25 protein-coding genes are annotated in these 25217 nt (G+C 71.1%); 1 reads left to right on the top strand and 24 read right to left on the bottom strand.

The window, feature by feature from the left end; genetic code table 11:
* Positions 1–27: 27 nt before the first annotated feature.
* From rodA to rpsO, 10 genes are all read right to left on the bottom strand, one after another.
* Positions 28–1275: a rod shape-determining protein RodA gene (gene rodA / locus IPJ95_10045; GenBank protein ID MBK7923952.1), complete on the bottom strand. Its 1248-nt coding sequence runs from the start codon at positions 1273–1275 to the stop codon at positions 28–30.
* A complete protein-coding gene (gene mrdA / locus IPJ95_10040; GenBank protein ID MBK7923951.1) occupies positions 1275–3143 on the bottom strand; it encodes a penicillin-binding protein 2 in 1869 nt (622 codons plus the stop codon). Before mrdA ends, rodA begins: the two co-directional genes overlap by 1 nt.
* Positions 3140–3637 carry a rod shape-determining protein MreD gene (mreD, locus tag IPJ95_10035; GenBank protein ID MBK7923950.1) on the bottom strand — a complete coding sequence of 166 codons (498 nt, stop codon included), beginning with the start codon at positions 3635–3637 and terminating at the stop codon, positions 3140–3142. Before mreD ends, mrdA begins: the two co-directional genes overlap by 4 nt.
* Positions 3634–4476, bottom strand: a complete 843-nt coding sequence (locus tag IPJ95_10030; protein MBK7923949.1) for a rod shape-determining protein MreC — start codon at positions 4474–4476, stop codon at positions 3634–3636. Before IPJ95_10030 ends, mreD begins: the two co-directional genes overlap by 4 nt.
* Positions 4477–5514 (bottom strand): rod shape-determining protein, encoded by a 1038-nt coding sequence (locus IPJ95_10025; protein ID MBK7923948.1) that lies wholly within the window; start codon positions 5512–5514, stop codon positions 4477–4479. It lies immediately after the preceding gene.
* A 119-nt stretch (positions 5515–5633) separates the two neighbouring features.
* Positions 5634–6089 carry a dUTP diphosphatase gene (dut, locus tag IPJ95_10020; GenBank protein MBK7923947.1) on the bottom strand — a complete coding sequence of 152 codons (456 nt, stop codon included), beginning with the start codon at positions 6087–6089 and terminating at the stop codon, positions 5634–5636.
* Between the two features lie 109 nt (positions 6090–6198).
* Positions 6199–7311, bottom strand: a complete 1113-nt coding sequence (ald, locus tag IPJ95_10015) for an alanine dehydrogenase (GenBank protein MBK7923946.1) — start codon at positions 7309–7311, stop codon at positions 6199–6201.
* Positions 7312–7404: 93 nt separating this feature from the next.
* Positions 7405–8574 carry an insulinase family protein gene (locus IPJ95_10010; GenBank protein ID MBK7923945.1) on the bottom strand — a complete coding sequence of 390 codons (1170 nt, stop codon included), beginning with the start codon at positions 8572–8574 and terminating at the stop codon, positions 7405–7407.
* 95 nt (positions 8575–8669) lie between these two features.
* Complete coding sequence (locus IPJ95_10005) at positions 8670–10757, bottom strand: polyribonucleotide nucleotidyltransferase (GenBank protein ID MBK7923944.1); 2088 nt, start codon at positions 10755–10757, stop codon at positions 8670–8672.
* 84 nt (positions 10758–10841) lie between these two features.
* On the bottom strand, positions 10842–11102 hold the full coding sequence (gene rpsO / locus IPJ95_10000) for a 30S ribosomal protein S15 (GenBank protein ID MBK7923943.1): 261 nt from the start codon (positions 11100–11102) through the stop codon (positions 10842–10844).
* A gap of 109 nt (positions 11103–11211) precedes the next feature.
* Between rpsO and IPJ95_09995 the strand changes: the two genes are divergently transcribed.
* Positions 11212–12156 (top strand): serine/threonine protein kinase, encoded by a 945-nt coding sequence (locus IPJ95_09995; protein MBK7923942.1) that lies wholly within the window; start codon positions 11212–11214, stop codon positions 12154–12156.
* A gap of 7 nt (positions 12157–12163) precedes the next feature.
* Here the strand turns inward: IPJ95_09995 and IPJ95_09990 are convergent, their stop codons facing one another.
* From IPJ95_09990 to IPJ95_09925, 14 genes are all read right to left on the bottom strand, one after another.
* Positions 12164–13066, bottom strand: coding sequence for a DUF4340 domain-containing protein (locus IPJ95_09990; protein MBK7923941.1), 903 nt, complete (start codon positions 13064–13066; stop codon positions 12164–12166).
* Positions 13063–15303, bottom strand: a complete 2241-nt coding sequence (locus tag IPJ95_09985; protein ID MBK7923940.1) for a Gldg family protein — start codon at positions 15301–15303, stop codon at positions 13063–13065. The genes IPJ95_09990 and IPJ95_09985 overlap by 4 nt, the downstream gene beginning before the upstream one ends.
* Positions 15300–16238 carry an ATP-binding cassette domain-containing protein gene (locus IPJ95_09980; GenBank protein MBK7923939.1) on the bottom strand — a complete coding sequence of 313 codons (939 nt, stop codon included), beginning with the start codon at positions 16236–16238 and terminating at the stop codon, positions 15300–15302. Before IPJ95_09980 ends, IPJ95_09985 begins: the two co-directional genes overlap by 4 nt.
* A 123-nt stretch (positions 16239–16361) precedes the next feature.
* Complete coding sequence (gene rseP, locus IPJ95_09975; protein ID MBK7923938.1) at positions 16362–17774, bottom strand: RIP metalloprotease RseP; 1413 nt, start codon at positions 17772–17774, stop codon at positions 16362–16364.
* Entirely contained in the window at positions 17771–18880 is a 1110-nt protein-coding gene (locus IPJ95_09970; GenBank protein MBK7923937.1) for a 1-deoxy-D-xylulose-5-phosphate reductoisomerase, read from the bottom strand. The genes rseP and IPJ95_09970 overlap by 4 nt, the downstream gene beginning before the upstream one ends.
* Positions 18880–19737, bottom strand: a complete 858-nt coding sequence (locus IPJ95_09965) for a phosphatidate cytidylyltransferase (protein ID MBK7923936.1) — start codon at positions 19735–19737, stop codon at positions 18880–18882. Before IPJ95_09965 ends, IPJ95_09970 begins: the two co-directional genes overlap by 1 nt.
* A gap of 9 nt (positions 19738–19746) precedes the next feature.
* Entirely contained in the window at positions 19747–20487 is a 741-nt protein-coding gene (locus IPJ95_09960) for an isoprenyl transferase (protein ID MBK7923935.1), read from the bottom strand.
* 4 nt (positions 20488–20491) lie between these two features.
* The gene (frr, locus tag IPJ95_09955) at positions 20492–21046 is read right to left on the bottom strand and encodes a ribosome recycling factor (GenBank protein ID MBK7923934.1); all 555 of its coding nucleotides are present in this window, start codon (positions 21044–21046) and stop codon (positions 20492–20494) included.
* Complete coding sequence (locus tag IPJ95_09950; GenBank protein MBK7923933.1) at positions 21043–21753, bottom strand: UMP kinase; 711 nt, start codon at positions 21751–21753, stop codon at positions 21043–21045. The genes frr and IPJ95_09950 overlap by 4 nt, the downstream gene beginning before the upstream one ends.
* Entirely contained in the window at positions 21753–22628 is an 876-nt protein-coding gene (tsf, locus tag IPJ95_09945; GenBank protein ID MBK7923932.1) for a translation elongation factor Ts, read from the bottom strand. Before tsf ends, IPJ95_09950 begins: the two co-directional genes overlap by 1 nt.
* A 138-nt stretch (positions 22629–22766) precedes the next feature.
* The gene (gene rpsB, locus IPJ95_09940; protein MBK7923931.1) at positions 22767–23642 is read right to left on the bottom strand and encodes a 30S ribosomal protein S2; all 876 of its coding nucleotides are present in this window, start codon (positions 23640–23642) and stop codon (positions 22767–22769) included.
* A 144-nt stretch (positions 23643–23786) separates the two neighbouring features.
* The gene (gene rpsI / locus IPJ95_09935) at positions 23787–24188 is read right to left on the bottom strand and encodes a 30S ribosomal protein S9 (protein MBK7923930.1); all 402 of its coding nucleotides are present in this window, start codon (positions 24186–24188) and stop codon (positions 23787–23789) included.
* Between the two features lie 2 nt (positions 24189–24190).
* Positions 24191–24640 carry a 50S ribosomal protein L13 gene (gene rplM / locus IPJ95_09930; GenBank protein MBK7923929.1) on the bottom strand — a complete coding sequence of 150 codons (450 nt, stop codon included), beginning with the start codon at positions 24638–24640 and terminating at the stop codon, positions 24191–24193.
* A gap of 72 nt (positions 24641–24712) precedes the next feature.
* Positions 24713–24919 (bottom strand): biotin/lipoyl-binding protein, encoded by a 207-nt coding sequence (locus IPJ95_09925; protein ID MBK7923928.1) that lies wholly within the window; start codon positions 24917–24919, stop codon positions 24713–24715.
* Positions 24920–25217 lie beyond the last annotated feature (298 nt).

The following is a 25217-nucleotide window of genomic DNA, read 5'->3' as shown; positions in this document are numbered from 1 at the left end:
CGCCAGACCCCAATCGCTAAGTCGTTATCAGACATCACCATAGCCTCCGAGCCGCGCGTCCCATGCGGCCCGGAGGCAGAGCCCGACCGTCACCGCCGTGCTCAGCAGGAACGACCCCCCATACGAAAAGAACGGCAGGGGGATGCCGGTAATCGGCATCACATTGACCGTCATCCCCACGTTCTCGAACACATGCGTGAACAGCAGCCCCAGGATCCCGAAGACCATCAGGCTGCTGTAGGGGTCGGTGGCCCGGCGGGCGATCCGGACCAGGATGGTGAACAGGGTGAAGAACAGCATCAGGGCCAGCAGCACCCCCAGGAACCCCAGCTCCTCCCCGACCACGGCAAAGATGAAGTCGGTGTGCTGCTCGGGCAGGAAGGCGAGCCGCTTCTGGGGGCCCTCCAGGTACCCGTTGCCGAGCCACCCCCCCGACCCGATCGCCACCTTGGACTGGATGGCGTGGTACCCCGCCTTCTGGGGGTCCACCTCGGGATTGAGGAAGGTGAGCAGCCGGTTCTGCTGGTACGGCTCGAGCTTGCGCCAGATGGGCAGGGCGATGAACCCCATGGCCGAGTTCGCGATGAACAGCGCCACCCCTTCCCAGAAGTACGGCCGCCAGACCACCAGCGCCACGCCCAGCAGCAGCATCCACCCCACCCAGGTGAACCAGGTGAAGGCCAGCAGCAGGCTGATGATCGGCGAGGCCAGGAAGACGAGCAGGATCGGGTGCACCCCGGCCCAGAACAGCATGGCGAACAGGATCCCGGCAAAGACCAGGGCGCTCCCCAGGTCGGGCTGGGCCAGCACCAGCAGCGCCGGGATCCCGGCGATCAGGGTGGCGGGCATGAGGTCGCGCATCGTCTCCGGCGCCTCCCGGAGCCCCGAGAGGTGCCGCGCCAGCATCAGCAGCACCGCCAGCTTGGCGAACTCGGCCGGCTGTCCGATGGCGTGGCCGCCGATGTAGATCCAGCTCTTGCTGCTGGCCGCGGTGCCGGCCCCCCGCCCCACCACCAGGGTGAGCAGCAGGAGCAGCAGCGCCACCACGTAGACCGGGAGCGAGGCCCATTCGAGCAGGCGCGGGGAGAACCGGAAGGCGATGGCCGCCACCACGGCGCCGCCGCCGAGCCAGACCAGCTGCCGCTCCCACGCGCCCGCCGCGGCGAAGCTCGGCACGTCCGTCTGCCCGGCCGAGTAGAGCACCACCAGCCCGAACAGGAACAGCGCCCCCACCGCCCCGAGGAGTGACCGGTCGAGTCCCATGCTGCGTGGCATCAGCGGGTCTCCGTCCCCGGCGGGACCGCCGGCTCGGGCCCCGCCGTGGAATCCGGCGGCGTCACCGGCCCGCCCCCGGGGGAGTCCCCGGGGAGCACCAGGCGCCGCGGCCGGTCGGAGCCGGTGCTGTCGGGGCCGAGCAGGTACCGCTTGATCGTGCGCACCACGTAGGGGGCCACGTCGCTGCCGTGGCGGCCGAACTCGAAGATGGCCCCGACCACGATCTCCGGGTTCTCGGCGGGCGCAAACCCGATGAACCAGCCGTGGTCGCGGTTCTTGTCGGCGTTCTGCGCCGTGCCGGTCTTGCCCGCCACCGCGATTTCCTTGAGCCGGCTGCGGGCCGCGGTCCCCTGCTCCACCACGGCGATCAGCGCCTTCCGCAGCCCGTCGAGCTGCGGCCGCGTGAGCCCGAGGTCGAACGACCGGGCGCTGTCGGGCCGGACCAGGTACGGCGTGGGCGACCGCCCGTCCCCGGCCAGCGCGGCGTAGAACCGCACCATGTTCACCAGCGTCTGGGTGTTCTCCCCCTGCCCGATCGCGAGGTTGAGCACCACGGAATTGCTCCAGCCCCGCGGGCCGTAGCGTCGGTCGTAGTACTCGGTGGTGCCGGGCCAGATCGGGCCCGCCTCATTGACCAGGTCGATGTGGGTCCGGTCCTGGAACCCCATCGACACGCCGTCGGAGAGGATGTTGGCGAGCTGGACGCGGAGCCCCAGCTGGTAGAAGTAGACGTCACAGCTCTGGGCCACCGCGCCCAGCAGGTCCAGCGAGCCGTGCCCCCGCTTGTTCCAGCACTTGAAGTAGCGGTTGCCGAACTGCATCCCGCCGCCGCAGCTCTGCGGCATGTGGGTGTGCAGGTCCACCAGGCCGCGCTTGAGTGCCATGGCCGCGGTGGCCAGCTTGAACGGGGAGCCCGGCGGGTAGCGCACCTGCAGCGCCCGGTCGAGGAGCGGCAGGGTCGGGTCGGTGGTGAGCCGGCGCAGCTCCGCCCGCGAGATGCCGCCGATGAAGGAATTCGGGTCGTACGCCGGCGTGGAGTAGAGCGCCCGGATCTCGCCCGAGGGCGTCATCGCGATGAGCGCGCCCGCCTGTCCCGGGGGCCAGATGCTGTCCACGTACAGCTGCAGGTCGAGGTCGATGGTGGTCCGCAGCGTATGGCCGGGCACCGAGGGCAGCGGCGGTGCCGCGCCCTGTTCCCGCACCAGGCGGCCCCGGGCGTCGACCTCGATGTAGCGCATCCCGGGCACGCCGCGGAGCGAGTCGTCGTATTCCTGTTCCAGCCCCGCCCGTCCCACCACCGACCCGAGCCGTGCGCCGCTGTAGCGGCCGGCGTCGAGCTCGCCCTGCGACACCTCGTTGACGTAGCCGATCAGGTGCGCCACCGCCTTGCCGCGGGGATACACGCGCCGCGGTTCCGACTGGATGACGAGCCCCGGCAGCACCGCCCGATGCTCCTCCAGCGCCGCCACCTGCTCCCGGGTGGCGTTGCCGAGCACCGTGGCCGGCTGGTAGCGGGCGGCGAGGTAGCGGTCCACCACCTCCTCGGTGGCGCCGGAATCGAGCGGAACCACCTGGCGGAACCGCCCGAGGACCCGGCGCAGCGAGTCGGTGGACGAGGCGAGCAGCGCCACGGAGAAGCCGGGGACCGTCTCCGCGATGACCCGCCCATTGCGGTCGAAGACCGTGCCCCGGGCTGGCGGCAGCGGCACCGGCCGCAGGCGGTTGTTCTCCGCCCGCAGGCGGTAGCGGTCGAACTGGAGGATCTGGGTCCGGAAGAAGGCGCCCACCAGCACCAGGAAGGCGATGGCCAGCACCCAGCGCGCCCGGTCGGCGCGCTCCCGCAGCCGGGTGGGATGGAACTCGTTCATGCCTCGAGCCGGATGTCGAGCCAGCGCTGGAACACCACCAGCACCAGGGCGGCCATGAGTGCGGTGGTCAGCGCCTGCAGGGGCGCGTACACCAGCAGGCCCAGGCGAAGGCCGCCCGGGGCCGGGCCGCTCGCCAGCAGCTGCACCGCGTTCCGGACCCACACGCCGAGCGCGATGACCAGCCCATTGACGAAGAGGTTGTCCGGGAAGAAGACCGCGCGCCCCCACGCCGCCAGGTAGCCCACCAGGGTGTGGGCCAGCGCGCCCGCGCCGACCCGGGCCGGCGTCACGGCGTCCCCCACGAGCCCCACCAGGAAGCCCGCCACGGCCGCCGCCCCCGGCCGGCTGCGGATGGCGTAGAGCATCAGGGCCAGCAGCAGGAAGTCGGGGGCGATGGCCGGATACCCCAGCCGGGGCCGCACCGCGAAGTGGAGCAGCACCAGCAGCCCCAGCACGGTCCACAGCCGGCTCCGGTCCGCGCGGATGGCGATCACGGCAGGCTGTCCGGGCCGAAGGCGCCCTCGGGCACCCGTTCCGCCGGGGCGCGCAGGATGAGCACCTGCGAGGCCTCCTCGGGGCTGGCCGCGGGCCGCAGCACGTAGACCCGCTCCCAGCCGGTCTCTTCCTGCCCGGGCCCGATCACGGTGCCGATCGGGATGCCCTGGGGGTAGACCCCACCGAGCCCGGAGGTCACCACCAGGGTCCCGTTGGGCACGGAATCGCGGATCGCGACGCCGCGCAGCTGCAGCAGGAGCTCCGATCCGGTGATCTGCAGCGCGGGCCCGACCACGCCGAAGACGCCCCCGGGCACGGTGTAGGCGCTGGCGCGGAACTCCGGGTGGGTCCAGGTCCAGGCGATCGCCCGCTCCGCCTCGACGACGCGCACCACGCCCACCAGCCCCTCCGCCCCGACCACCGGGTCGAACGGCTGCACTCCCGCCCGGGCCCCGGCGGAGAGCAGCAGGGTCCGCCCGTCCGTCGGGGTCGACTGGTGCAGCACCTCGGCGGCCACGTAGGGTACGCGGACGCGCGCCCCCAGGCCCAGCAGGGCGCGCAGCCGCTGGTTTTCGGCCCGGAGGGACGGCAGGAACTGGGCGGCGTAGGCGGCGGAGTCGCGCTCGCCGCGGAGGCGGTCAAAGGAGGCGCGGCTGGTGCGGCCGGCCTCGGACCATTCCTGGATCTGCAGGAAGGGCCGGAGCACCGTGGCGCGGATGGCGCCGGTCACCCGCTCCCCCAGCTCGGGGCGGAGCAGCATGGCGGCGGACAGGATCACGCACAGGGAGAAGAGGACATTGTCCCGGCGGAGCAGCGCGCGATCCGACTGCGGAGGCATCTAGCGGTAGAGAACGCTTTGGTACTTCTCGTAATCGTCGAGGATGCGGCCGGCGCCCCGCACCACGCAGGTGAGCGGGTCCTCGTCGATGTGGATCGGCAGGCCGGTCTCCTGCGCGAGCAGGATGTCGAGGCCGCGGATCAGCGCCCCGCCCCCGGTCATCACGATGCCGCGGTCCACGATGTCGCTGGCGAGCTCGGGGGGGGTGATCTCGAGGGCGCGGCGCACCGCGTCGACGATCTGCTGGATCGGCTCCTGCACCGCCTCGCGGATCTCGCTCGAGTGCACCCGCACCGTCTTGGGGATGCCGGAGACCAGGTCGCGCCCCTTCACTTCCATCTCGCGCTCGTCGCCGGTGGGCGCGGCGGAGCCGATCTTGATCTTGATCGCCTCGGCGGTGGGCTCGCCGACGAGGAGGTTGTAGTTCTTGCGCATGAACTGGACGATCGCCTGGTCCAGCTCGTCACCCGCCACCCGGATCGAGGTGTCGGAGACGATCCCCGAGAGCGCGATGACCGCGATCTCGGTGGTGCCGCCGCCGATGTCGATCACCATGTTGCCGGTGGGCGTCTCCACCGGCAGCCCGACGCCGATGGCCGCGGCCATCGGCTCCGCCACCATGTCCACCTGCTTGGCGCCGGCGGTCTCGGCGGAGTCGCGCACCGCGCGCCGCTCCACCTCGGTGATGCCCGAGGGCACGCACACGATCACCTTGGGGCGGACGCGGAAGACGTGCTTGTCGATGATCTGCTTGAGGAAGTAGCGCAGCATCTTCTCGGTGACGTCGAAGTCGGCGATCACGCCGTCCTTCAGCGGCCGCACCGCGATGATGTTGTCAGGCGTGCGCCCCAGCATGCGCTTGGCCTCGAGCCCGTAGCCCTTCGGCCGGCCGCTCGACTTCTCGATGGCCACGACCGACGGCTCGTTCAGCACGATGCCCTCACCCTTCACGTAGATGAGGGTGTTGGCCGTGCCGAGATCGACCGCGATCTCGTTGGCGGGAAGAAACGACCCGAGTTTTAGGGATGGAAACTTCATTACCGGGCCACAGGAGGTCGAATTGGGGCCAAAGGTAACGGAGGCTCTAAACCGCCACAAGACGGCAACTTAGGCTGCTCCGGGCCGCCGGAACCGGTGACCGGGGTCACCGAGCCCCCCTACCCCCCGAGGCGCCCCGTCCCGGTGCTCCCGAAGCCCCCCTCCCCCCGGTCGGTCGGCGGCAGGCTGGCCACCTCCCGGAACACCGCCGCCTCCACCCGGGCGAAGACCAGCTGCCCCACCCGCATCCCCCGGGTCACCTCGAACGGCTCCCCCCCGAGGTTCACCAGGGCAATCATCAGCTCCCCCCGGTAGTCGCTGTCGATCGTGGCCGGCGTGTTGGGCAGCGTGATCCCGTGCTTGAGGGCCAGCCCCGACCGGGGCCGGATCTGGCACTCGAACCCGTGGGGGATCGCGATCGCGAACCCCGTCCGGAACAGCCGCCGCTCCCCGGGGCCCAGGGTCCCCTGGTCCGCGCTGGCGATGTCGAGCCCGGCGGCCCCTGGCGTGGCCTGGGCGGGCACCGGCAGGCCCTCGCCGTGGGGCAGCAGGCGGGTGAACTGGATGTCGAGCATGGGCCGGTGGGGTAGAGGTGGGCGCGGGTGGGGCCGGGGGCGGGCCCCCCCGGGCCGGCACCGGGGCGGCGGGGCGCAGGGGCCGCCCCGCCCTCCCGGCCGGCAGCAGCTAGAGGACCTTCCCGACTTCGACCAGCGGCAGCCCGAAGGCCTCCGCCACGCCGGGGTAGACCACCTTGCCCTCGACCACGTTCAGCCCGAGCCGCAGGGCCGCGTCGTCCTTGCAGGCCTTCTGCCAGCCGTCCCGCGCCAGCCGCAGGCCGTAGGACAGGGTGGCATTGGTCAGCGCCAGGGTGGAGGTCCGGGGCACCCCGCCGGGCATGTTGGCCACGGCGTAGTGCAGGATGCCGTCCACGAAGTAGGTGGGGTTCTCGTGGGTGGTCGGCTTGATGGTCTCCACGCAGCCCCCCTGGTCCACGGCCACGTCCACGATGACCGAGCCCGGCTTCATGAGCTTGAGGTCCTCGCGCTTGACCAGGTGCGGGGCCTTGGCGCCCGGCAGCAGCACCGCGCCGACCACCAGGTCGGCCCGGCGGATGGCGTCGAGGATGTTGTGCCGGTTGGAATAGAGGGTGGTGACGTTGGCCGGGAGCACGTCGTCGAGGTAGCGCAGCCGTTCCAGCGACACGTCGAGGATGGTCACCCGCGCGCCCATGCCGGCCGCCATCTTGGCGGCGTTGATGCCCACCACGCCACCGCCGATGATTGCCACCTCGGCGGGCGGCACGCCGGGCACGCCGCCCAGCAGCACGCCGCTGCCCCCGAAGACTTTCTCCAGGTACTTGGCCCCCTCCTGCACCGCCATCCGCCCTGCCACCTCGGACATGGGCGTGAGCAGCGGCAGCTCGCCGTGGGGCAGCTGCACCGTCTCGTACGCCACCGCGATGGCCTTGGAGGCGATGACCGCCCGGGTCAGCTCCTCGGCGGCGGCAAAGTGGAAGTAGGTGTAGATGACCTGGCCCGCACGCATCCGCGGCCACTCGACCGCGATGGGCTCCTTCACCTTCATGATCATCTCCGCCTTGGCCCAGACTTCGTCGGCGGTCGGGAGGATCTTCGCGCCGGCCGCCACGTACGCCTCGTCCGGGAAGCCGCTGCCGACGCCGGCGCCCTGCTCGACGTACACGGTGTGGCCGCGGGTGACGAACGCCTCGGCGCCCGCGGGCACCAGGGCGATCCGGTTCTCGTTGGTTTTGATTTCCTTGGGTACGCCGATGATCATCGGTAGCTCAGCGGTCACAGGGTTGCAGGCGGGAGCCGGGGGGCGCCGCGTCCCGGACTCACGGGTCCGGGGGCGCGGCGCACGGCGGATCGCCTAGGCGGGCCCCAGACGGACGACCGTCTGGCGGGCCGGGTCGAAATACTCGGCGGTCAGGCCGGCGATCTCCGCGCCGGTCACCGCGTCAATCTCCGCGAGGATCGCGTCCAGCGGACGATACGCCTCGTCGTGCAGGGCCAGCGTGGCCAGCCGGTTCATCCGGTTGACCGGGCTTTCCAGCGACAGCATCACCTGCCCCTTGAGCTGCTGCTTGCCCTGCGCCAGCTCCTCCGCGGGCAGCCCCTCCGACGCCAGGCGGGTGTACTCCCCCCGCACCGCCTCGGCCGCCTGGTCGGCGGTCGCGGGCTGGGTGCCAAGGTACACCCCAGCCACCCCGGACGCCTCGAAGAACTGCTGGTAGGCGTACACGCCGTATGCCAGCCCCAGCTCCTCGCGGATCCGTTGGAAGAGCCGGCTCGACATCCCGCCGCCGAAGGCATTGGTGATGATCGACAGGGCAAAGCGGCGGCGGTCGCGGTAGGGAAAGGTGTCGGACCCGACGACCAGGTGGGTCTGGGCCGAGTCGCGGGCCACCCGGTGCTCCTCGCCCCGTCGCGCGGGGACCGGCGTCACGGGGGCCCGCCGCGGGGTCGCCGTCTCCCCGTCGAACCACCCCTCGCGGCCCAGCAGCTCCAGGATGGCCTCGTGATCCACCCGGCCGGCGGCGGCCACCACGCAGTTGCCCGGGTGGTACCCGCTGCCATGCACCGCCCGCAGGTCGCCGGCGGAGAGCTCGCTCACCGAGGCCCGGGTGCCCAGGATGGAGTAGCCGTAGGGATGCTCGGGCCACAGCTGCTCGCTGAAGAGCTCGAACACCTGGTCGTCGGGGGTGTCCTCGACCGTCGCGATCTCCTCCAGCACCACGTTCCGCTCCAGCGCCAGGTCCTCCTCGCGGAGCAGCGGCCGGCGGACCAGGTCGGTCAGCACGTCGAGGGCCCGGGGGAGGTCCTCGTCGAGGACGTGGGCCTGGTAGTTGGTGTGGTCGCGGCTGGTGTAGGCGTCGAGCGCGCCGCCCCGGGCCTCGAGCTCGAGGGCGAGCTGTCGGGCGGAGCGGCGCGCGGTGCCCTTGAACACCATGTGCTCGAGCAGGTGGGACACGCCCATCTTGGCCCGGGGCTCGTGGGCGCTGGCGGTCCGGACCCAGACCCCGGCGGCGACGGAGCGCACGCCGGGGAGGAGTTCCGTCTGGACGACGAGACCGTTTGGTGCAACGGTCCGGAAGAGACCCTGGTCGAGGCGGGTTGTCTCCACGGTCCCGGGCCTCACTCCTTCGGGATGAGCGCCTTCCGGGACAGCTTCATGCGGCCCTTCTCGTCCACCTCGAGCAGCTTGACCTTGACCACGTCGCCCTTCTTGACGACGTCCTCGGTCTTCTCGGTGCGGCCGTGCTGCAGCTCGCTGATGTGGAGCAGCCCCTCGACGCCGGGGATGATCTCGACGAAGGCGCCGAAGGCGGTGGTGCTCTTCACCGGGCCCTCGTAGATCTTGCCAACTTCCGGCTCCATCACCATCGACTCGATCATCTGGCGGGCCTTCTCGCCCCCCTCGCCGCCCGGCGAGGAGATGGTGACCAGCCCGGAATCCTCGATCGAGATCGTGGCGCCGGTGGCCTCCTGGATGCCCCGGATGGTCTTGCCCTTGGGGCCGATGACGTCGCCGATCTTGTCCGGCTTGATCATGATGGTGATGATGCGCGGCGCGTACTTGGAGAGCTCCGGCCGCGGGGCGGCGAGCGCCTTGGCCATCTCCTTGAGGATGTGGAGCCGGCCCTTGCGGGCCTTCTCCAGCGCCTCCTCCATGATCTTGAGGTCCATGCCCTCGATCTTGATGTCCATCTGGATCGAGGTGATGCCGTTGGTGGTCCCGGCCACCTTGAAGTCCATGTCGCCGAGGTGGTCCTCGGAGCCCAGGATGTCGGTGAGCACCGCGACCTTCTTGCCTTCCTTGATCAGGCCCATCGCCACGCCGGCGCAGGCGGCCTTCATCGGCACGCCGGCGTCCATGAGGGCCAGCGACCCGCCGCACACCGACGCCATCGAGGAGGAGCCGTTGGACTCCAGGATCTCGGAGACGATGCGCACGGTGTAGGGGAACTTCTCGAAGTCGGGGAGCAGCGGGTGCAGCGCGCGCTCCGCCAGGGCCCCGTGCCCGATCTCGCGGCGGCTGGTGCCGCGCACCGGCTTGACCTCGCCGGTGGAGTAGGGCGGGAAGTTGTAGTGCAGCATGAACGACTTGCTCGACTCGCCCACCGTGTCGATGGTGTCGAGCCGCTGCTCGTCATCGGCGGTGCCCAGCGTGGCCGACACCAGCGCCTGGGTCTCGCCCCGCTGGAAGATGGCCGAGCCGTGCGCCCGCGGCAGGAAGGTGGTCTCGATGACGATCGGCCGGATGGTGTCACAGTCGCGCCCGTCCACCCGCTCGCCCTTCTCCAGCACCTGCGCCCGCATCACCTTGTACTCGATGTCCTCGAGCAGGGAGGAGATCTGCTTGCCGGCGTCGGGGAAGGACTCCGCCAGCGCCTCCTTGACCCTGGCCTTGAGCGCCTCGGCGCCCGCCGCCCGCGCGTGCTTGTCCTTGGCGTTGATGACCTTGGCCATCTCGTCCTCGGCCAGCGCCTTGACCTTCTTCACCAGCGCCGGGTCGATCTCCTCCTTGGTCCACGCCAGCTTGGGCTTCGCGGCCTTGGCGATGATCTTCTCCTGGATGCCGAGCAGCTCCTTGAGCCCCTTCTGGGCCACCTTGAGCGCCTCCAGCACCTCGGCCTCCGACACCTCGAGCGCGCCCCCCTCGACCATCACCACCGAGTCGGCGCTGCCGCTGACCGTGATGTCCACCGTCGAGAACTCGAGCTGCTGGAAGGTCGGGTTGAGGATCCAGTTCCCCTCCACCCGGCCCACCCGCACCGCCGCGATCGGGCCGTTCCACGGCACCGTCGAGACCGACAGCGCCAGCGACGCGGCCACCACGCTCAGCACGTCGGCGTCGTTCTCCTGGTCGGCGGAGACCACCGTGACGAAGACCTGGACCTCGTTCTTGAAGCCCTCGGGGAACAGCGGCCGGATGGACCGGTCCACCACCCGCGCGGCGAGGATCTCCTTGTCGCTGGGCCGGGTCTCCCGCTTGATGAACCCGCCGGGGAACTTGCCCGCGGCGTAGGTCCGCTCGCGGTACTCCACGGTCAGCGGGAAGAAGGGCAGCGTCGACTGGTTGGCCGACACCGTGACGGCGGCGAGGACCACCGTGTCCCCGAAGCGGATCACGGAAGCACCGGCAGCCTGCTTGGCCAGGCGGCCCGTCTCGATCACGAGCGGGCGGCCGGCGAACGTGGTTTCAATGCGTTGAGCGGTCACGACCTGTTCCTGTGCCTGAGGCCCCAATAGGTTGAAGGGCGTCCCTGCGAGCTTGGCAGGGACGCCCTGTGGCGAACGATCCAGTTAGTGCCGGAGCCCGAGCTGCTCGATCAGCGCCCGGTACGTCGGCAGGTCGTTCTGCCTGAGATAATTCAGCAGCCGGCGACGGGTGCCCACCATCTTGAGCAGGCCGCGGCGGCCGTGATGGTCCTTGGGGTGGGTACGGAAGTGGTCGGTGAGGGAGTTGATCCGCTCGGTGAGGAGCGAGATCTGCACCTTCGCGGAACCAGTGTCGGTCTCATGCGACCGCTGCTTGGCGATGACCGCCTGCTTGTCAAAACCCATGCTGCGTGTATCCTCTTGGCACTGACGGCGGGGCAACCGCCCCTGATCTCTCATAAACTCAGTTAGCACAACATTATAACTCCGCCCTCACCGATCGGGCAACCCCGTCATGTCCAGCGACCAGCCCGCTCCGGGCCTCCGCCTCGGCCCCTACACCCTCGACCAGCTCCTGGGTCAGGGGGGATTCGCGTGGGTGTACGCCGCCCACCGGGATGATGGTAAGTCCTTCGCCATCAAGATCTTGAAGCCTCGGTACGCCTCGGATCCCGCCTTCGAAAGCCGCTTCCGCCAGGAGGCGGCCTTCGCGGCCCAGCTGGAACACCCCAACATCATTCATATCCAGGACGTCGGGGCCCAGGCCGGGCTCGCCTACTTCGTGATGGACCTCTGCCCCGACACCCTGAGCGCTCGCCTGGGGCGGGAAGCGATCCTGCCCGAGGCCGAGGCGGTGGCCATCGCGGCGGGCGTGGCCGGGGCCCTGGCCTTTGCCCACCACCGGGAAGTGATCCACCGGGACATCAAGCCCGACAACATCCTGCTGGCCGCGGACGGGCGCGCGGTGCTCACCGACTTCGGGATCGCCCGCGCCGTGAGCGGCTACGTGCAGGCCACCGGCTTCATGATGACCATCGGGACGCCAGCGTACATCTCGCCCGAGCAGGCCCAGGGCCGGCCGCTCGATGGCCGGACCGACCTCTATTCCCTCGGCATCACGCTGTACCGGATGCTCACCGGCGACGTGCCCTTCCGGTCCAAGGACTGGTTCGAGCTGGCGCGCATGCACGTGGAGGACACCCCGGAGGCCCCGCGCGTCCGCCGGCCCGACCTCTCCAAGCGGTGCGAGCGGATCATCATGCGGCTCCTCGCCAAGCACCCCACCGACCGCTACGCCACCGCGGAGGCGCTGCTCGAGGACCTTCGGGACATCACCGACAAGGCCCGCAGCACCTCGGACATCCCGGTGCCCGAAGGCTACCTGCGCGACTCCCGCGCCGCCGCCGCGGAGGCCGACGCCGCGGCCAGGGAGAAGAAGAGCTGGTGGAAAATGTGGTGAGGGCGGCTCAGGGCCGGAGCGCGCGCTCCTCGGGCGCGATCTGGTCCGCCACCCGGCGCTCGATCCGGAACACCACCCCGTCGGCCTCACGCCGGACCCAGAAGGCCCCGCTCTCGGTCGAGTCCAGGGCGAGCGCCAGCAGCGGCTGCCCCGCCAGGCCGTGCACCGTGACGCCGCGCTCGGCCGCGGCAAAGTCCGGGGCCGGACCCTGCGCGTCGGGAAACCCCGCGGCACGCACGTCGCCGAACTGGGTCACCAGCCGGGCGGCCGCCACCGAGTCGGTGACGCCATCGGCCAGCCGCCACCCGCCCGCGGTCCGGCCCAGGGCCCAGGTTGCACGGCCGCGCCGTACCTCGATCCGCCCGATGCTGTCGGCCGGGAGCTGGGCCACCTGGCGGTCCCGCCACTGCTCCTCCGGCTGCATCATCCGCTCGGCAAAGGCGCCCTTGAGCAGGTACACCGGCGCCTCCCCGGCACGGCGGACGTAGAACCCCTCGAAGTCCGGGCCCCGCATCCCCACCCACAGGTCGAGCGCGGGCGGCCCCGCGGTCACCAGGGTGAGCCGCCGGCCATGCAGGGAGTCCACCCCGAGCCGCTCGTGGCTGATCGCGCTCTCGGAGACCAGCTCGCCGGGCGCGGCGCTGTCGTTGAGCGCGGCGACGAAGCCCGCCACCGCGGTCCCCGCCGCCGGGAGGCCGTTCACCCGCCAGCGCTCCCCCTCCCGCACCACCACCGCGGTGTCCGGTCCCTGCCGGATCTCGATGCGCGAGAGGTCCGGCAGCGACAGCCGGGGCAGTGCCAGCGCGCCGCTTGCATCGCGGGCGGGCCGGCGGAACAGCGCGAGCGCGCCCCACAGGATCACCAGCCCCGCCAGCACCAGGACGATCCGCAGCAGCATCCGCGCGCTCATCGGCCCTCCGACCCGCCGGCGAGCGGGGCCCAGGGCGTCAGCGACCGGCGCCGGCGGCCAGTCAACCGCACCAGTCCATAGAGGGCCAGGAGCAGGGGCAGCCCCACGAGGTTGGCGTACTTGACGCCCTGCTGCAGCGCCGGGCTCGAGAACAGCAGCCGCGGGGGCCGGCGGTCCCGGCTGCGGATCGAGATCAGCGACTCATCCTGGGAGAGCCAGTCGATCGCGTTGAGCGCGAACACCGCGTTCTCGGTGGCGCTGCTGGCATACCGGTCGGTGGCGAATTCCATGTTGCCCACCACGACCACCCGTCCGCGGGGCCCGGTGCCGCTGTCACTCGCCTGCACCGCCGCCGCCAGCATCCGCGGCTTGGGGTCGACGGGCGGGAATTCCCGCTGCGGGTTGAGGTCGATGTCGCCCTCGGCCACCGAGGCGAGCCGGCTGGTCATGAGCAACGGGAGGATGGTGGTGTGCGCGCCCGGCACCACCTGCACCGTGCTGGTCCAGGGCAGGAACACCTCGCCCACCCCGTCCGTGATCACGGTCTCCCCGCCGGCCTGGGCCCGGACCCAGAACGGATAGGGCATGTAGACGGGAGCGCCGTTGGGCCCCGGCACCGGCACGATCTGGTTGGACGAGAGGTCGTACACCAGGTCCGGTCGCACCTTCACCCCGAAGCGCGCCAGCAGCGGGTTCCACGCCGACTCGCGCCCCACCGCGCGGGGCGCCTGCCCGTCGAGGGGCGCCCCGGTGGTCATGATCAGCGCGCTGCCCCCGCGGTCGAAGAACGCGTCCAGCCGGCGGCGCGTGGCCGCGGAGAGGGAGTCCGGCTGGCCGGCGATGATGAGCGCCTGCAGGGAATCCGGCAGCGGGGTCGTGTCGCCGAGCGAGACCACCACCAGCGTGTAACTCTTGGAGAGCTGGTCCTGCACCATGTCGAGGCTGCGGCCCTCCACCCCCCAGTCGTCCATGGCGGCCACCAGCCCGACCATCGGCTTGCGGGGCCGGGTCAGCCCGCGGATGGCCACGGCCAGCCGGTACTCGAGGTCGTCGGTGCGGCGCACGACCGGGATCGGCTCACTGCCGTTGGCGTACTGCACCACCAGGCCGAGGTAGCCTTCCTTGACCTGGAGCTCGGACTTGCCCACCACGTTGAACTGCACCGCGGTGATGCCCAGCGCCTGGGCGTCCTTGCGCGCCTCGGCGTCGGTGGCGGGGTTGCGTTCCACGATCCGGATGCGGCCCTGCCCCGCCTCGCGGAAGTCGCGCAGCAGGTCGTCCAGGTCGCGCTTGATCAGCGCCACCTCGGCGGGCAGTTCGTCGGACGCGAAGAGCTTGATGGTGACGATGTCCGGCAGCTCGCGGACCAGCTGGCGCGTGGCCGAGGACAGCGTGTACGCCCGGCCGGGGGTGAGGTCGAGGCGGCCGCCGATGTAGCTGCCCAGCAGGTTCACCAGCACCAGCGCGCCGACCAGGAGCAGCACCCCGAGGCGGAGGCGGCGCACCGGCGCCTGGCCCACCGCCAGCCTGCGGGCCAGCAGCGAGCCGAAGGCGAGCGTCAGGAAGATCGCCGCGAGGGACACGAAGTAGGTCGCGTCGCGCAGGTCGATCACCCCGCGGCCGATGGTCCCGAAGTGGGTGAGGACGCCGAGCCGGTCGGCCACCAGGCCGAGCCGGGGCGAGAGCCCCACGATCAGCGGGTTGATGAGGCCCGGCAGCACCAGCACGAACATCACCGCCACGCCGGTGATGAACGCCGTGATCTGGCTCCGGGTGATGCACGAGGCCCAGACCCCGATCGCCGCGAACGCCGCGATGAGCAGCAGGGAGCCGACGTACTGGGCCACGATCGGCCCCCACGCCAGCTCGGCCCCGAGGGTGAGGCCCAGCGGGACCGGCAGCGTGAGCAGCAGGGCGATGGCCAGGAAGCAGACCACCCCGAGGTACTTCCCGAGCAGCAGCTGCAGTTCATTGATGGGCTGGGCCAGCAGCACCTCCAGCTGGCCGGTGCGGGCGTCCTCCGCCAGCGACCGCATGGCCACCGCCGGGGCAAAGAACAGCAGCAGCTTGGGCAGGATCTCCAGCATCGGCCGGAGCGAGGCGCTGCTGGTGAGGTAGGCGGCGCCGAAGAAGAAGAACGCGTTGGCCACCAGGAACACCGCGAGCAGCACGTAGCCGGCCGGGTTGTCGAACAGCGCCTTGACCTCGCGCCGGGCCAGGATGAGGATCGGCGTCACGCAGCCGCCCCCTTCCCGGTGAGGTCGCGGAAGAGGTCCTCCAGGCTGCCGGCTTCCAGGTGCAGCTCGTAGAGCGTCCAGCCCGCTTGCTGCGCGGTACGGAAGATGAGCGGACGGATGTCCTCCGCCGCGGCCGCGGCCAGCCGCACCCGCACCCGGTCCCCGTCCTCCGTGACCTCCGCCGCGTGGACCCCGGGCAGGGCGCGCAGCCGCTCCGCGACGCCGGCCCCGCTCGCCTCCACGCTCACGTGCACCTGCCCGCCGGCGCGGCTCACCAGCTCCTCCACCGGCCCGTCGGCAGCGAGCCGCCCGCGGTTGATGATGAGCAGCCGGCTGGCGACGTGCTGCGCCTCCGTCAGGATGTGCGTCGAAAGGAGCACCGTGCGATCCCGGCCCAGGTGGCTGATGAGCTGCCGGATCTCCACCCGCTGGTTGGGATCGAGGCCCTCGGTCGGCTCGTCGAGCACCAGGAGGTCCGGGCGGTGCAGGATCGCGGCGGCGAGCCCCACCCGCTGCCGGTAGCCCTTGGAGAGCTCCCCGATGGGGCGGTAGAACACCGCCTCGAGTCCGGTGGCGGCCACGGCGTCATCGGTGGCGCCGGCCAGCGCCCGCCCCGCCAGGTCGCGGAGCCTGCCATGGAAGGCCAGGTACTCGGACACCAGCATCTCGGTGTAGAGCGGGTTGTTCTCCGGCAGGTACCCCACCCGACGCTTGGCCTCGCGGCCGGCCTCGGCCAGCGGCACCCCATCAAAGAGGATCCGGCCGCCGTCGGGGTCGTGATACTGGGTGATCATGCGCATGGTGGTGGACTTGCCCGCCCCGTTGGGGCCGAGGAAGCCCACCACCTGGCCGCGATCCACCGCGAAGCTCACGTCGTCCACGGCGGTGACCTGGCCGTAGCGCTTGGTGACGTGCTCGAGGGTCAGCAGGGTCATAGGTCCAGGGGTCGCGAGGGTTGGTGCCAGGGGGTCGACCGCGGGGCCGGGCCGGCCCGGCCGTCCGCGGTCAGGGATGCCGGGCGGCGCGGCGGGGTCGCAGCCGCGCCGGGGCGGGCCCGGCTAGCCGCCGAACAGGCCGCGGAACCAGCCGAGGATGCCATCCCAGTTGCGCGCCAGGTCGTTCTTGAAGGCCAGGACCATGAGCATCACGATCATGACGAAGCCCACGATCGTCAGCCGCTCGCGGAGCTTGAGCGACAGCGGCCGGCGGCGGATGCCCTCCGCCAGCAGGAACAGGAACTGGCCGCCGTCGAGAATCGGGACCGGGAGCAGGTTGAGCACCGCCAGGTTCACCGAGACCAGCGCCATGAAGGCCATGAACTGCTCCGCCCCCATGCGCGCGCTCTGCGCCGCCATCTGGCCGATGAGGATCGGGCCGCCGACCTCCCGGCTGGAAATCCGCGCCGAGAGCAGGCCCTGCAGCGTCCGGAAGATCTGCGTCGAGGCCTGCCCCGTGGCGTGCAGCCCGGCGGCCAGCGCGCCGCCCAGCGTGTAGGGGCTGCTCTCGAACTGCACCGCCGCCCGGAAGGCCACCCCGACCTTGCCCACCGTCAGTGCCCCCTCCGCGGTGGGATCGGGCGTCACCGCCACGGTCACCCGTCCACTGTCCCGGCCCAGGGTCCACTGCATCGGGGTGCCGGCGGAGGCCCGGATCTGGCGGACCAGCCCGTCCCACTGCATCACCGGCTCCCCGTTGACCGCCACCACCGTGTCGCCCGGCTGCACGCCGGCGCGGGCGGCAGGGCGGCCCGCCTCGACCATGTCGGCCACCGGCTGGTGATACGGCGCCAGCGCCAGGGTGGCCCGGACCCGGTCGGTGAGCGCGGCGGGATGGATGTGGAGGACCACCATCCGGCCGTCCGCGAGCCCGATGGCCACCGAGTCGGCCCCCCCGCTGCTGATCCCCTGCTCCACGTCGTTCCACGAGGTCACCGTGTCGCCATCGATCGAGACGATGCGGTCTCCCGGGCGGAGGGTGGCCAGCCCCTCGGCGCCGGCCGGCAGGCTGTCGGTGACCACGCCGCCGACGGTGGTCACCGGGTCGATCTGCTCCCCGTTCCGGAAGGCGAGGCCGGTGAAGGTGAACCAGGCGAGCAGCGTGTTCATCGTGACCCCGGCAAGGATCACGATCATCCGCTTCCACACCGGCTTGGCCTCGAAGTACTCGTGCGGCTCCACCGGGGGGGCGCCCTCGGGGCGGCCGTCGGGATCGCTGCCTTCGAGCGCGCTGCTGCTGACCGCCTCCTCCTGGCTGGCCATCTTCACGTAGCCGCCCAGCGGCAGCCAGCAGAGCGCGTACTCGGTGTGCCCCTTCCGCACCCGCAGGCCGGGGATCGGGTTCCCCATGCCGATGGCGAAGCGATGCACCCGGATGCCGGCCCACTTGGCGGCGAGAAAGTGCCCCAGCTCGTGCACGAAGATGAGCACGCCGAGGGTGACCACCAGCGGCCAGATGTTGTGGATGAGCGTCACGCCAGCACTCCATGCGCGTGCGCGCGGGCCCACTGGTCCGCGGCACGGACAGTCTCGAGTTCGCGCACCGGTTCGATCCGGTGGGCCTGCAGCACCTGCTCGATCACCTCGGCGATGCGCCGGAAGGCGATCCGGCCGTCGAGGAAGGCGGCGACCGCCACCTCGTTGGCCGCGTTGAACACCGTCGGCGCCGTCCCGCCCGCCCGCCCCGCCGCCACCCCGGCCCCGTAGGCCCGGAACACCTCGGCCCGCACCGGTTCGAACGTCAGCGAGCCGATCGCCACGGGGTCGAACCGGCGCACCCCGGCATCCGGCAGGCGCTCCGGGTGCGTCAGGGCATACAGGATCGGCAGCTCCATCGACGGAAAGCCGAGCTGCCCGATCACGCTGCCGTCGCAGAACTCCACGAAGGCGTGGACGATGCTCTGCGGGTGCACCACCACCTCCAGCGCGTCGTACGGCAGCTGGAAGAGGTAGTGCGCCTCGATCACCTCCAGCGCCTTGTTGGCCAGGGTGGCGCTGTCGACGGTGATCTTGTTCCCCATCCGCCAGGTCGGGTGGTTGAGCGCCTCCGCCACCGTCGCCGCGGCGATCCGGTCGGCGGGCCACTCGCGGAACGGCCCGCCGCTCGCCGTCAGGATCAGGCGGGCCACCCCCTGGTCCCGCCCCGCCAGGCACTGCAGCACCGCGCTGTGCTCGGAATCGACCGGCACCAGTTCGCCGCGCCCGGCGGCGCACGCCTCGCGCACCAGGTCGCCGGCCATGACCAGCGTCTCCTTGTTGGCGAGCGCCACCCGCTTGCCGGCCCGGAGCGCGGCCAGGGTCGCGTCGAGGCCGGCGGCCCCCACCACGGCGTTGAGCACGATGTCGGCGTCGGGATGCGTGGCGGCTTCCACCAGGAGTTCCGCCCCCCGGTCCGCCACCAGCCCGGAGAGCCGTGGCGCCCACGCGCGGACCTGGCGCTCCAGCGCCTCCCGGTTGTCGCGCGCGGTGAGGGCCACCACCCGGAACCGGTCGCGCTGCCGGTCGAGCACCTGCAGGGCGCTCGTGCCGATCGACCCCGTGGAGCCGAGGATCGCCACCCCGAGCGGCGCGCGGGCGGACATCAGAGCTGGCCGAACAGGCGGTACAACGCGGCGGACACCGGCAGCACGAAGTACAGCGAGTCAAACCGGTCGAGCACCCCGCCGTGCCCGGGGATCAGGGCGGAGCTGTCCTTCACCCCGACCTCGCGCTTGTAGAGCGACTCGGCGAGGTCGCCCACCTGTCCCAGGATCCCGAGCGCGAGCGCGAAGGCGAGTCCCTGCCCCAGCGGCAGCGCCACGCCGAGGCGCTCGAGCACCAGGGCGTTCATCACCGGCACCGTGGCCAGCGCGCCGGCCACCCCCGCCAGTGAACCCGACCAGGTCTTGCCCGGGCTCACCGAGGGCCAGAGCTTGGGCCCGCCCATCGCCCGCCCGCCGAACATCGCGGCGGTGTCGCACACCCAGGTGATCACCAGCGGGAAGAACACCAGCCAGGCGCCGGCCCACGACATGGGGCCGAAGGCCCCGTGCCGGATCGGGATGAGGAACGCGGCGAGCCCCGCGGGATACAGCACCCCGAAGGCGGTGGCCGCCGACACGGCAAAGGGATGCTGGTCGGGCTGCCGGCGCACCAGGGTCAGGGTCAGCAGCGCCACCATCCAGAGGGCGGCAAGGAACCAGGCCCAGGCCGCAACCGCCGCCGAGCCGGAGACGCCGAGATAGGCGAGCACCGGCACCAGGGCAGCGGACCCGAGGCCGAACCGCGTGAGCGGCGCGACACCCTGACGGCGGGCAAAGTCGTACAACTCGCGGGCGCCGAGCACCGCGGCGGCCGACACCACAGCCACCAGCGGCCACCCCCCGAGGTAGACGACGCCGAGCGCCGCGGGGATCGCGACGACGGCAAAGGCGACGCGCTGCGTGAGGTTGGACGCCATCGAGGGGGGCTAGACCGAGACCTTACCGAACCGGCGGTCGCGGCGCTGGTACTCGAGGATGGCTTCCCAGAGGTGCTGGCGGGTGAAGTCGGGCCACAGCACCGGGGTGACGAAGAGCTCGGCGTAGGCCAGCTGCCACAGCATGAAGTTGGAGATCCGGAGCTCGCCGGAAGTGCGGATGAGGAGGTCGGGATCGGGCCAGGCAGAGGTGTAAAGCCGGCGTGAGATCGCGTCCTCGTCGACGTCGGCGGGGTCCATCCGGCCGGCCCGCACCTCCTCCGCCAGCAGCCGCGCCGCCCGCGCCAGCTCGGCACGGGAGCCGTACGAGATCAGGATGTTGAGCGAGAGCCGCCGGCCGCCCGAGGTGTGGGACATGAGCCGGTCCACTGCCGCGCGCTGGGAGACGGGGAGCCGGTCGAGGTCGCCGAGGAAGCGGACCACGACGCCCTGTTCCTTGAGGTCGGCCATCTCGCGCGCGATGTACTCCTCCAGCAGCCCCATCAGCGCGCCGATCTCCTCCGCGGGCCGCTGCCAGTTCTCCTGGCTGAACGCGAACAGGGAGAGCACCTCGACCCCCGCGGCGAGCGCCCCCTCGACCACCTCGCGCACCGCCTTCATCCCGGCCTTGTGGCCAAACGGCCGCGGGAGCGCGCGTCCTCGCGCCCAGCGGCCGTTGCCGTCCATGATGATGGCGACGTGCGCCGGCAGCGCGCCGTTCAGCTTCACCTGCCGGAGCAACTCGTCCGTCATGGACTCAGACTTCCAGGATCTCCGCCTCTTTGGCGGCGATCAGGGCATCGATCTGCTTGATGTGCTCGTCCGTGACCTTCTGCAGCTCCTTCTCGCCGCGGGTCTTGTCGTCCTCGGCGACCTTCTCGACCTTCTTGATCTTGGCGTGCGCCTCGCCGCGCGCATGCCGCACCGCGACCCGCCCCTCCTCGCCGAGCTTGTGCATCACGCGGACGAGGTCCCGGCGGCGCTCCTCGGTGAGCGCGGGGATCGGCACCCGGATCAGGCCGCCCTGGCTCGCCGGGTTGAGCCCCAGGTCGGAGTCGCGGATGGCCTTCTCAATGGCCTGGCTCAGCCCCTTGTCGAACGGCTGCACCGTCAGCATCCGGGGCTCGGGGGCCGCGACCATCGCCACCTGGTTGAGGGGCATGGTGTTGCCGTAGGCCTCGACCCGCACGATGTCGAGGAGCGAGGTGGTGGCCTTGCCGGTCCGGATGCCAGAGAACTCGCGGCGGGTGTTCTCCACCGCCTTGTGCATCAGGTCCCTGGCGTGCTTGATCAGCTCGGGAATGGTGGTCATTGGACGATGGTCCCGACCGCGGCGCCCTGCAGCACCCGGTCCAGGTTGCCGGCGAGGTTCATGTTGAAGACGACGATCGGCAGCTTGTTGGTCTGGCACAGCCCGAAGGCACTGCGGTCCATCACTTCGTACCCGTTCACCAGGGCGTCCTGGAAGGTCAGCTCGGGGATGAGCTCGGCGGTGGGGTCCTTCCGCGGGTCCGCGGTGTAGATCCCGTCCACGTTGGTCCCCTTGAGGATGACCTCGGCCTCCACCTCGAGCGCCCGCAGCACCGCGGCGGTGTCGGTGGAGAAATAGGGATTGCCGGTGCCCCCCGCAAAGATAACCAGCCGCCCCTTTTCCATGTGCCGCAGCGCGCGACGCCGGATGTAGGGCTCGGCGAGCGATTCCATGCGGATGGCGGTCATGACCCGGGTCTGGACGCCCTTGCGCTCCAGGATGTCCTGGACCGCCAGGGCGTTGATCACCGTGGCCAGCATCCCCATGTAGTCGGCGGAGACGCGGTCGAGCCCTTCCTTGCTGGCGGAGGTGCCGCGCAGGATGTTGCCGCCGCCCACCACCAGCGACAGCTGCACCCCGCGCGCGTGCACGCGCAGCAGCTCCTCGGCAAAGGCGTCCACCACCCGGTAGTCCAGGCCGTAGCCCTTGTCCCCGGCGAGCGCTTCCCCGGAGAGCTTGAGCAGCGCGCGGGTGTACGCGCGGCGCATCAGCCCTCCCCGACCTTGAACCGCGCAAAGCCCCGCACGGCAATGGCGCCGCCGGCGGCCTTGGTGGCGTCCTTCACCAGGTCCGCGATGGTCTTCTTGTCATCCTTCACGAAGGCCTGGCCCAGCAGGGTGCGGTCGCTGACGAACTTACGGACCTTGCCGTCGACGATCTTGGCCCGGATGTTCTCCGGCTTGCCCTCCTGGGCCACCTGCTCCTCCGCGATCCGCCGCTCGCGGGCCACCAGGGCGGCGTCGAGGTCCGCCTCCGCCACGCCCAGGGGCTGGGGATCCGCCGAGGCGATGTGGAACCCGAGCTCCTTGCCGAGGCCAGCGAGCGCCTCGCCGGCGGGGCCCTCGAGGTTGATCAGCACGCCGAGCATGTGGTTGAAGTGCAGGTAGGTCGCGACCTGGCCCCCGGCCTGGGCAAAGCGGGCCACCCGCTTGAGCGCCATCGCCTCGCCCGTCTTCCCCGAGACGCTCTTCACCGCCTCGCCGACGGTGGCGCCCCGGAAGGGCTGGCCCTCGATGGCGCTGCCCGGGTGCACGCCCTGCGGCGCGTGCGCGAGGGCATGCTTCGCCAGGTCACGGGCGAGCGCGATGAAGTCGTCGTTCTTGGCGACGAAGTCGGTCTCGCAGTTGAGCTCGATCATCCCGGCGTCCCGGCCGTCCGCCGCGGTCTCGATCACCACGAGGCCCTGCGAGGCGCTGCGGTCGCTGCGCTTCTCGGCCTTGGCGATGCCCTTCTTGCGCAGGATCTCGCCGGCCTTCTCGAGGTCCCCATTGGCCTCCTGGAGCGCGGCCTTGCAGTCCATCATCCCCGCGCCGGTCCGCGCCCGGAGCTCCGCCACCAACTTCGCCGAAATCGGCTCGCTCATTGCCCAATCCTTGTTCGTGATGCGTGAATGGCGCCCCGGGGGGACGCCCATGCCAGTTCGCCTATAGGAAGCCGCCGTCCGGGGCCCAGGGGGCCGGGGACGGCGGCAGCGCCTGCAACGGGGCCACGGGTGCCCGCGTTATGCGTCGGTGTCGCTCGCCGGGGCGTCCCCGCCCGCCTCACCGTTCTTGATCCGGGCGGCGATGGCCTCCGGCTTGGGCCGCCGCTTGCGCCGGGTCCGGCGCTTCTTGCGGTCCTCCGGGTCCCCTTCCGAGCCGCCGTCGGTGCTGTAGGTCTCGGCGTCGCTGTCCTCGACCGCCTCGCGCAGCGGGCTCTGGGCCCGCGCCTCACGGATCACCTCGGCCAGCGCCCCGGTGATCAGGGAGACCGACCGGATGGCGTCGTCGTTGCCGGGGATCGGCACCGTGATCACGTCCGGGTCCGCGTTGGTGTCGACGATCGCCACCACCGGGATGCCGAGCTTGTTGGCCTCCTGGACGGCGATCTTCTCCTTCTTGGCGTCGACCACGAACAGCGCCCCGGGGAGCCGGCCCATCTGCTTGATGCCCTCGAGGTTGCGCAGCAGCTTCTCGCGCTCCCGCTCGAACAGCAGCTTTTCCTTCTTGGTGTAGTTCTCGAACTCGCCCTCGGCCGAACCCTGCTCGAGGTCGCGCAGCCGGCGGATCTGCTTCTTGATGGTCTGGAAGTTCGTCAGCATGCCGCCGAGCCACCGCTCGGTGACCCACCACGACGCGCTGTTGGCCGCCTCGGACTGGACGATCCCCTTGAGCTGCTTCTTGGTGCAGACGAAGAGCACGCCCTCACCCTTGAGCACGACGCTCTTGAGCAGCTCCTGGGCCGCCAGGATCTGCTTGAGGGTCTTCTGGAGATCGATGATGTAGATCCCGGAGCGCTCGGCGAAAATGAACCGGCGCATCTTGGGATTCCACCGGCGCGTCTGGTGACCGAAATGCACGCCGGCTTCGAGGAGGTCCTGCAGCTGGGGCTGAGCCATCGGGGTGGTGCCGCCTTCGTCGGTGAGGGTTGATCGTCCGCCGCGTTCATCTCGCCGGCAAACCCCGTTGCCAGGGCACCCTGCCGGCGATCCCGCGACGTGCGTGGTGACGGGCGCGCACCGGGGCGCGCGCCCGGGTAGCGACTAGCGCTTCGAGAACTGGAACCGCTTCCGGGCGCCCGCGCGGCCCGGCTTCTTCCGCTCCACCGCCCGCGGGTCGCGGGTGAGGAGGCCGTTGGCCCGCAGCTTGGCGCGGTGCTGGCCATCGGCCTCGACCAGCGCCCGGGCGATGGCGTGCCGCATGGCGCCCGCCTGCCCCGCCTGCCCACCGCCGTTGACGTGCGCCTTCACGTCGAACGCGCCGAGGGTGTCGGTGGCCGAGAAGGACTGCTGAATGTGCTGCACCAGGGACGGCCGCGGGAAGTAGTCACCGAGCGTGCGCCCGTTGATGTCCCACTTGCCGGTGCCCGGGGTCAGGTACACCCGCGCCACGCTCGTCTTGCGGCGGCCGACGGCCTGCCAGCGAAATTCAGGCTTTCCGCTCATGGTTACTTGGCCTTCGGGGTCACGGAGTACGGCACGGGCTGCTGGGCGGCGTGGGGATGCGACTCCCCGGCGTAGACCTTGAGCTTCGTGCGGAGTTTCTGCTTGGTCAGCGAGTTCTTGGGCAGCATGCCGAACACGGCGTGCTCGATCACCCGCTCCGGGAACTTGCCCTGGAGGATGTTCTTGACCGGGGTGAAGCGCTCGTGGCCCATGTAGCCGGTGTGATGGAAGTGCCGCTTCTGCTCCAGCTTGCGGCCGGTGAGCCGGACCTTCTCGGCGTTCACCACCACCACGAAGTCCCCGCCGTCCATGTGGCGGGTGAACGTGGGCTTGTGCTTGCCCCGGATGAGCTGGGCGACCTGGCTCGCGAGCCGGCCAAGGGGAACGTCGGCCGCGTCCACGACATGCCATTCGTGGGTGATGTCGCTCGGCTTGGCGGAAAATGTGTTCATCGGACAGCGTGCCCCAATGTGAAGTCCTGAAAGCGCACAGACTTGAAAACTAGCCTAGGCAAAGGGGTTAGGTCAAGGCCCGGAGGGTGGGGAGAACTCCACGAGCACCTGTCCCTTGTCCACCGCCACCCCCGGAACCACCCGGATCTCCGCCACCACGCCAGCCGCCGCCGCCCGGAGCTCGTTCTCCATCTTCATGGCTTCCAGCACGATAAGCCCCTGCCCGGGGGCGACCGACTGCCCCGCCACCACCAGGACCCGCACCACCAGCCCGGGCATCGGCGCCTTGAGCTGGACCGCGGCGGCCGGCCCCCCCCCGCCCCCGGTCAGGCTCTGGATGTGCCGGGTTCGCTCGTCCACCACCCGGGCATCCACCCGGGTCCCATGGACCAGCACCCCCCACTCCCCGGGGGCACCGGCATCCGCGGCCAGGGTGAGCGAGGCGCCATCCAGGAGGAGGTGCCGCAGCGGGGTCCCGGGCACCACGGTCAGGTGGGCCACCGCCGGATGGCCATCCACCCGCACCCGCGCCCCGTCCACCTCGACCTCCACCTCCCGCCCCTGCACCGTGACGAAG

The sequence above is a fragment of the Gemmatimonadota bacterium genome (assembly GCA_016713785.1).
GTDB lineage: Bacteria > Gemmatimonadota > Gemmatimonadetes > Gemmatimonadales > GWC2-71-9 > JADJOM01.
This window is presented reverse-complemented; position numbering and strand designations above follow the sequence as displayed.

Bases quoted from the DNA above. Each gene is read 5' to 3' on its own strand.
- rodA (MBK7923952.1), bottom strand. From the start codon at position 1,275: ATGCCACGCAGCATGGGACTCGACCGGTCACTCCTCGGGGCGGTGGGG.
- mrdA (MBK7923951.1), bottom strand. From the start codon at position 3,143: ATGAACGAGTTCCATCCCACCCGGCTGCGGGAGCGCGCCGACCGGGCG.
- IPJ95_10030 (MBK7923949.1), bottom strand. From the start codon at position 4,476: ATGCCTCCGCAGTCGGATCGCGCGCTGCTCCGCCGGGACAATGTCCTC.
- IPJ95_10025 (MBK7923948.1), bottom strand. From the start codon at position 5,514: ATGAAGTTTCCATCCCTAAAACTCGGGTCGTTTCTTCCCGCCAACGAG.
- dut (MBK7923947.1), bottom strand. From the start codon at position 6,089: ATGCTCGACATCCAGTTCACCCGCCTGCTGCCCCACGGCGAGGGCCTG.
- ald (MBK7923946.1), bottom strand. From the start codon at position 7,311: ATGATCATCGGCGTACCCAAGGAAATCAAAACCAACGAGAACCGGATC.
- rpsO (MBK7923943.1), bottom strand. From the start codon at position 11,102: ATGGGTTTTGACAAGCAGGCGGTCATCGCCAAGCAGCGGTCGCATGAG.
- IPJ95_09995 (MBK7923942.1), top strand. From the start codon at position 11,212: ATGTCCAGCGACCAGCCCGCTCCGGGCCTCCGCCTCGGCCCCTACACC.
- IPJ95_09990 (MBK7923941.1), bottom strand. From the start codon at position 13,066: ATGAGCGCGCGGATGCTGCTGCGGATCGTCCTGGTGCTGGCGGGGCTG.
- IPJ95_09980 (MBK7923939.1), bottom strand. From the start codon at position 16,238: ATGACCCTGCTGACCCTCGAGCACGTCACCAAGCGCTACGGCCAGGTC.
- IPJ95_09970 (MBK7923937.1), bottom strand. From the start codon at position 18,880: ATGTCCGCCCGCGCGCCGCTCGGGGTGGCGATCCTCGGCTCCACGGGG.
- IPJ95_09965 (MBK7923936.1), bottom strand. From the start codon at position 19,737: ATGGCGTCCAACCTCACGCAGCGCGTCGCCTTTGCCGTCGTCGCGATC.
- IPJ95_09960 (MBK7923935.1), bottom strand. From the start codon at position 20,487: ATGACGGACGAGTTGCTCCGGCAGGTGAAGCTGAACGGCGCGCTGCCG.
- frr (MBK7923934.1), bottom strand. From the start codon at position 21,046: ATGACCACCATTCCCGAGCTGATCAAGCACGCCAGGGACCTGATGCAC.
- IPJ95_09950 (MBK7923933.1), bottom strand. From the start codon at position 21,753: ATGCGCCGCGCGTACACCCGCGCGCTGCTCAAGCTCTCCGGGGAAGCG.
- tsf (MBK7923932.1), bottom strand. From the start codon at position 22,628: ATGAGCGAGCCGATTTCGGCGAAGTTGGTGGCGGAGCTCCGGGCGCGG.
- rpsB (MBK7923931.1), bottom strand. From the start codon at position 23,642: ATGGCTCAGCCCCAGCTGCAGGACCTCCTCGAAGCCGGCGTGCATTTC.
- rpsI (MBK7923930.1), bottom strand. From the start codon at position 24,188: ATGAGCGGAAAGCCTGAATTTCGCTGGCAGGCCGTCGGCCGCCGCAAG.
- rplM (MBK7923929.1), bottom strand. From the start codon at position 24,640: ATGAACACATTTTCCGCCAAGCCGAGCGACATCACCCACGAATGGCAT.
- IPJ95_09925 (MBK7923928.1), bottom strand. From the start codon at position 24,919: ATGCCCGGGCTGGTGGTGCGGGTCCTGGTGGTGGCGGGGCAGTCGGTC.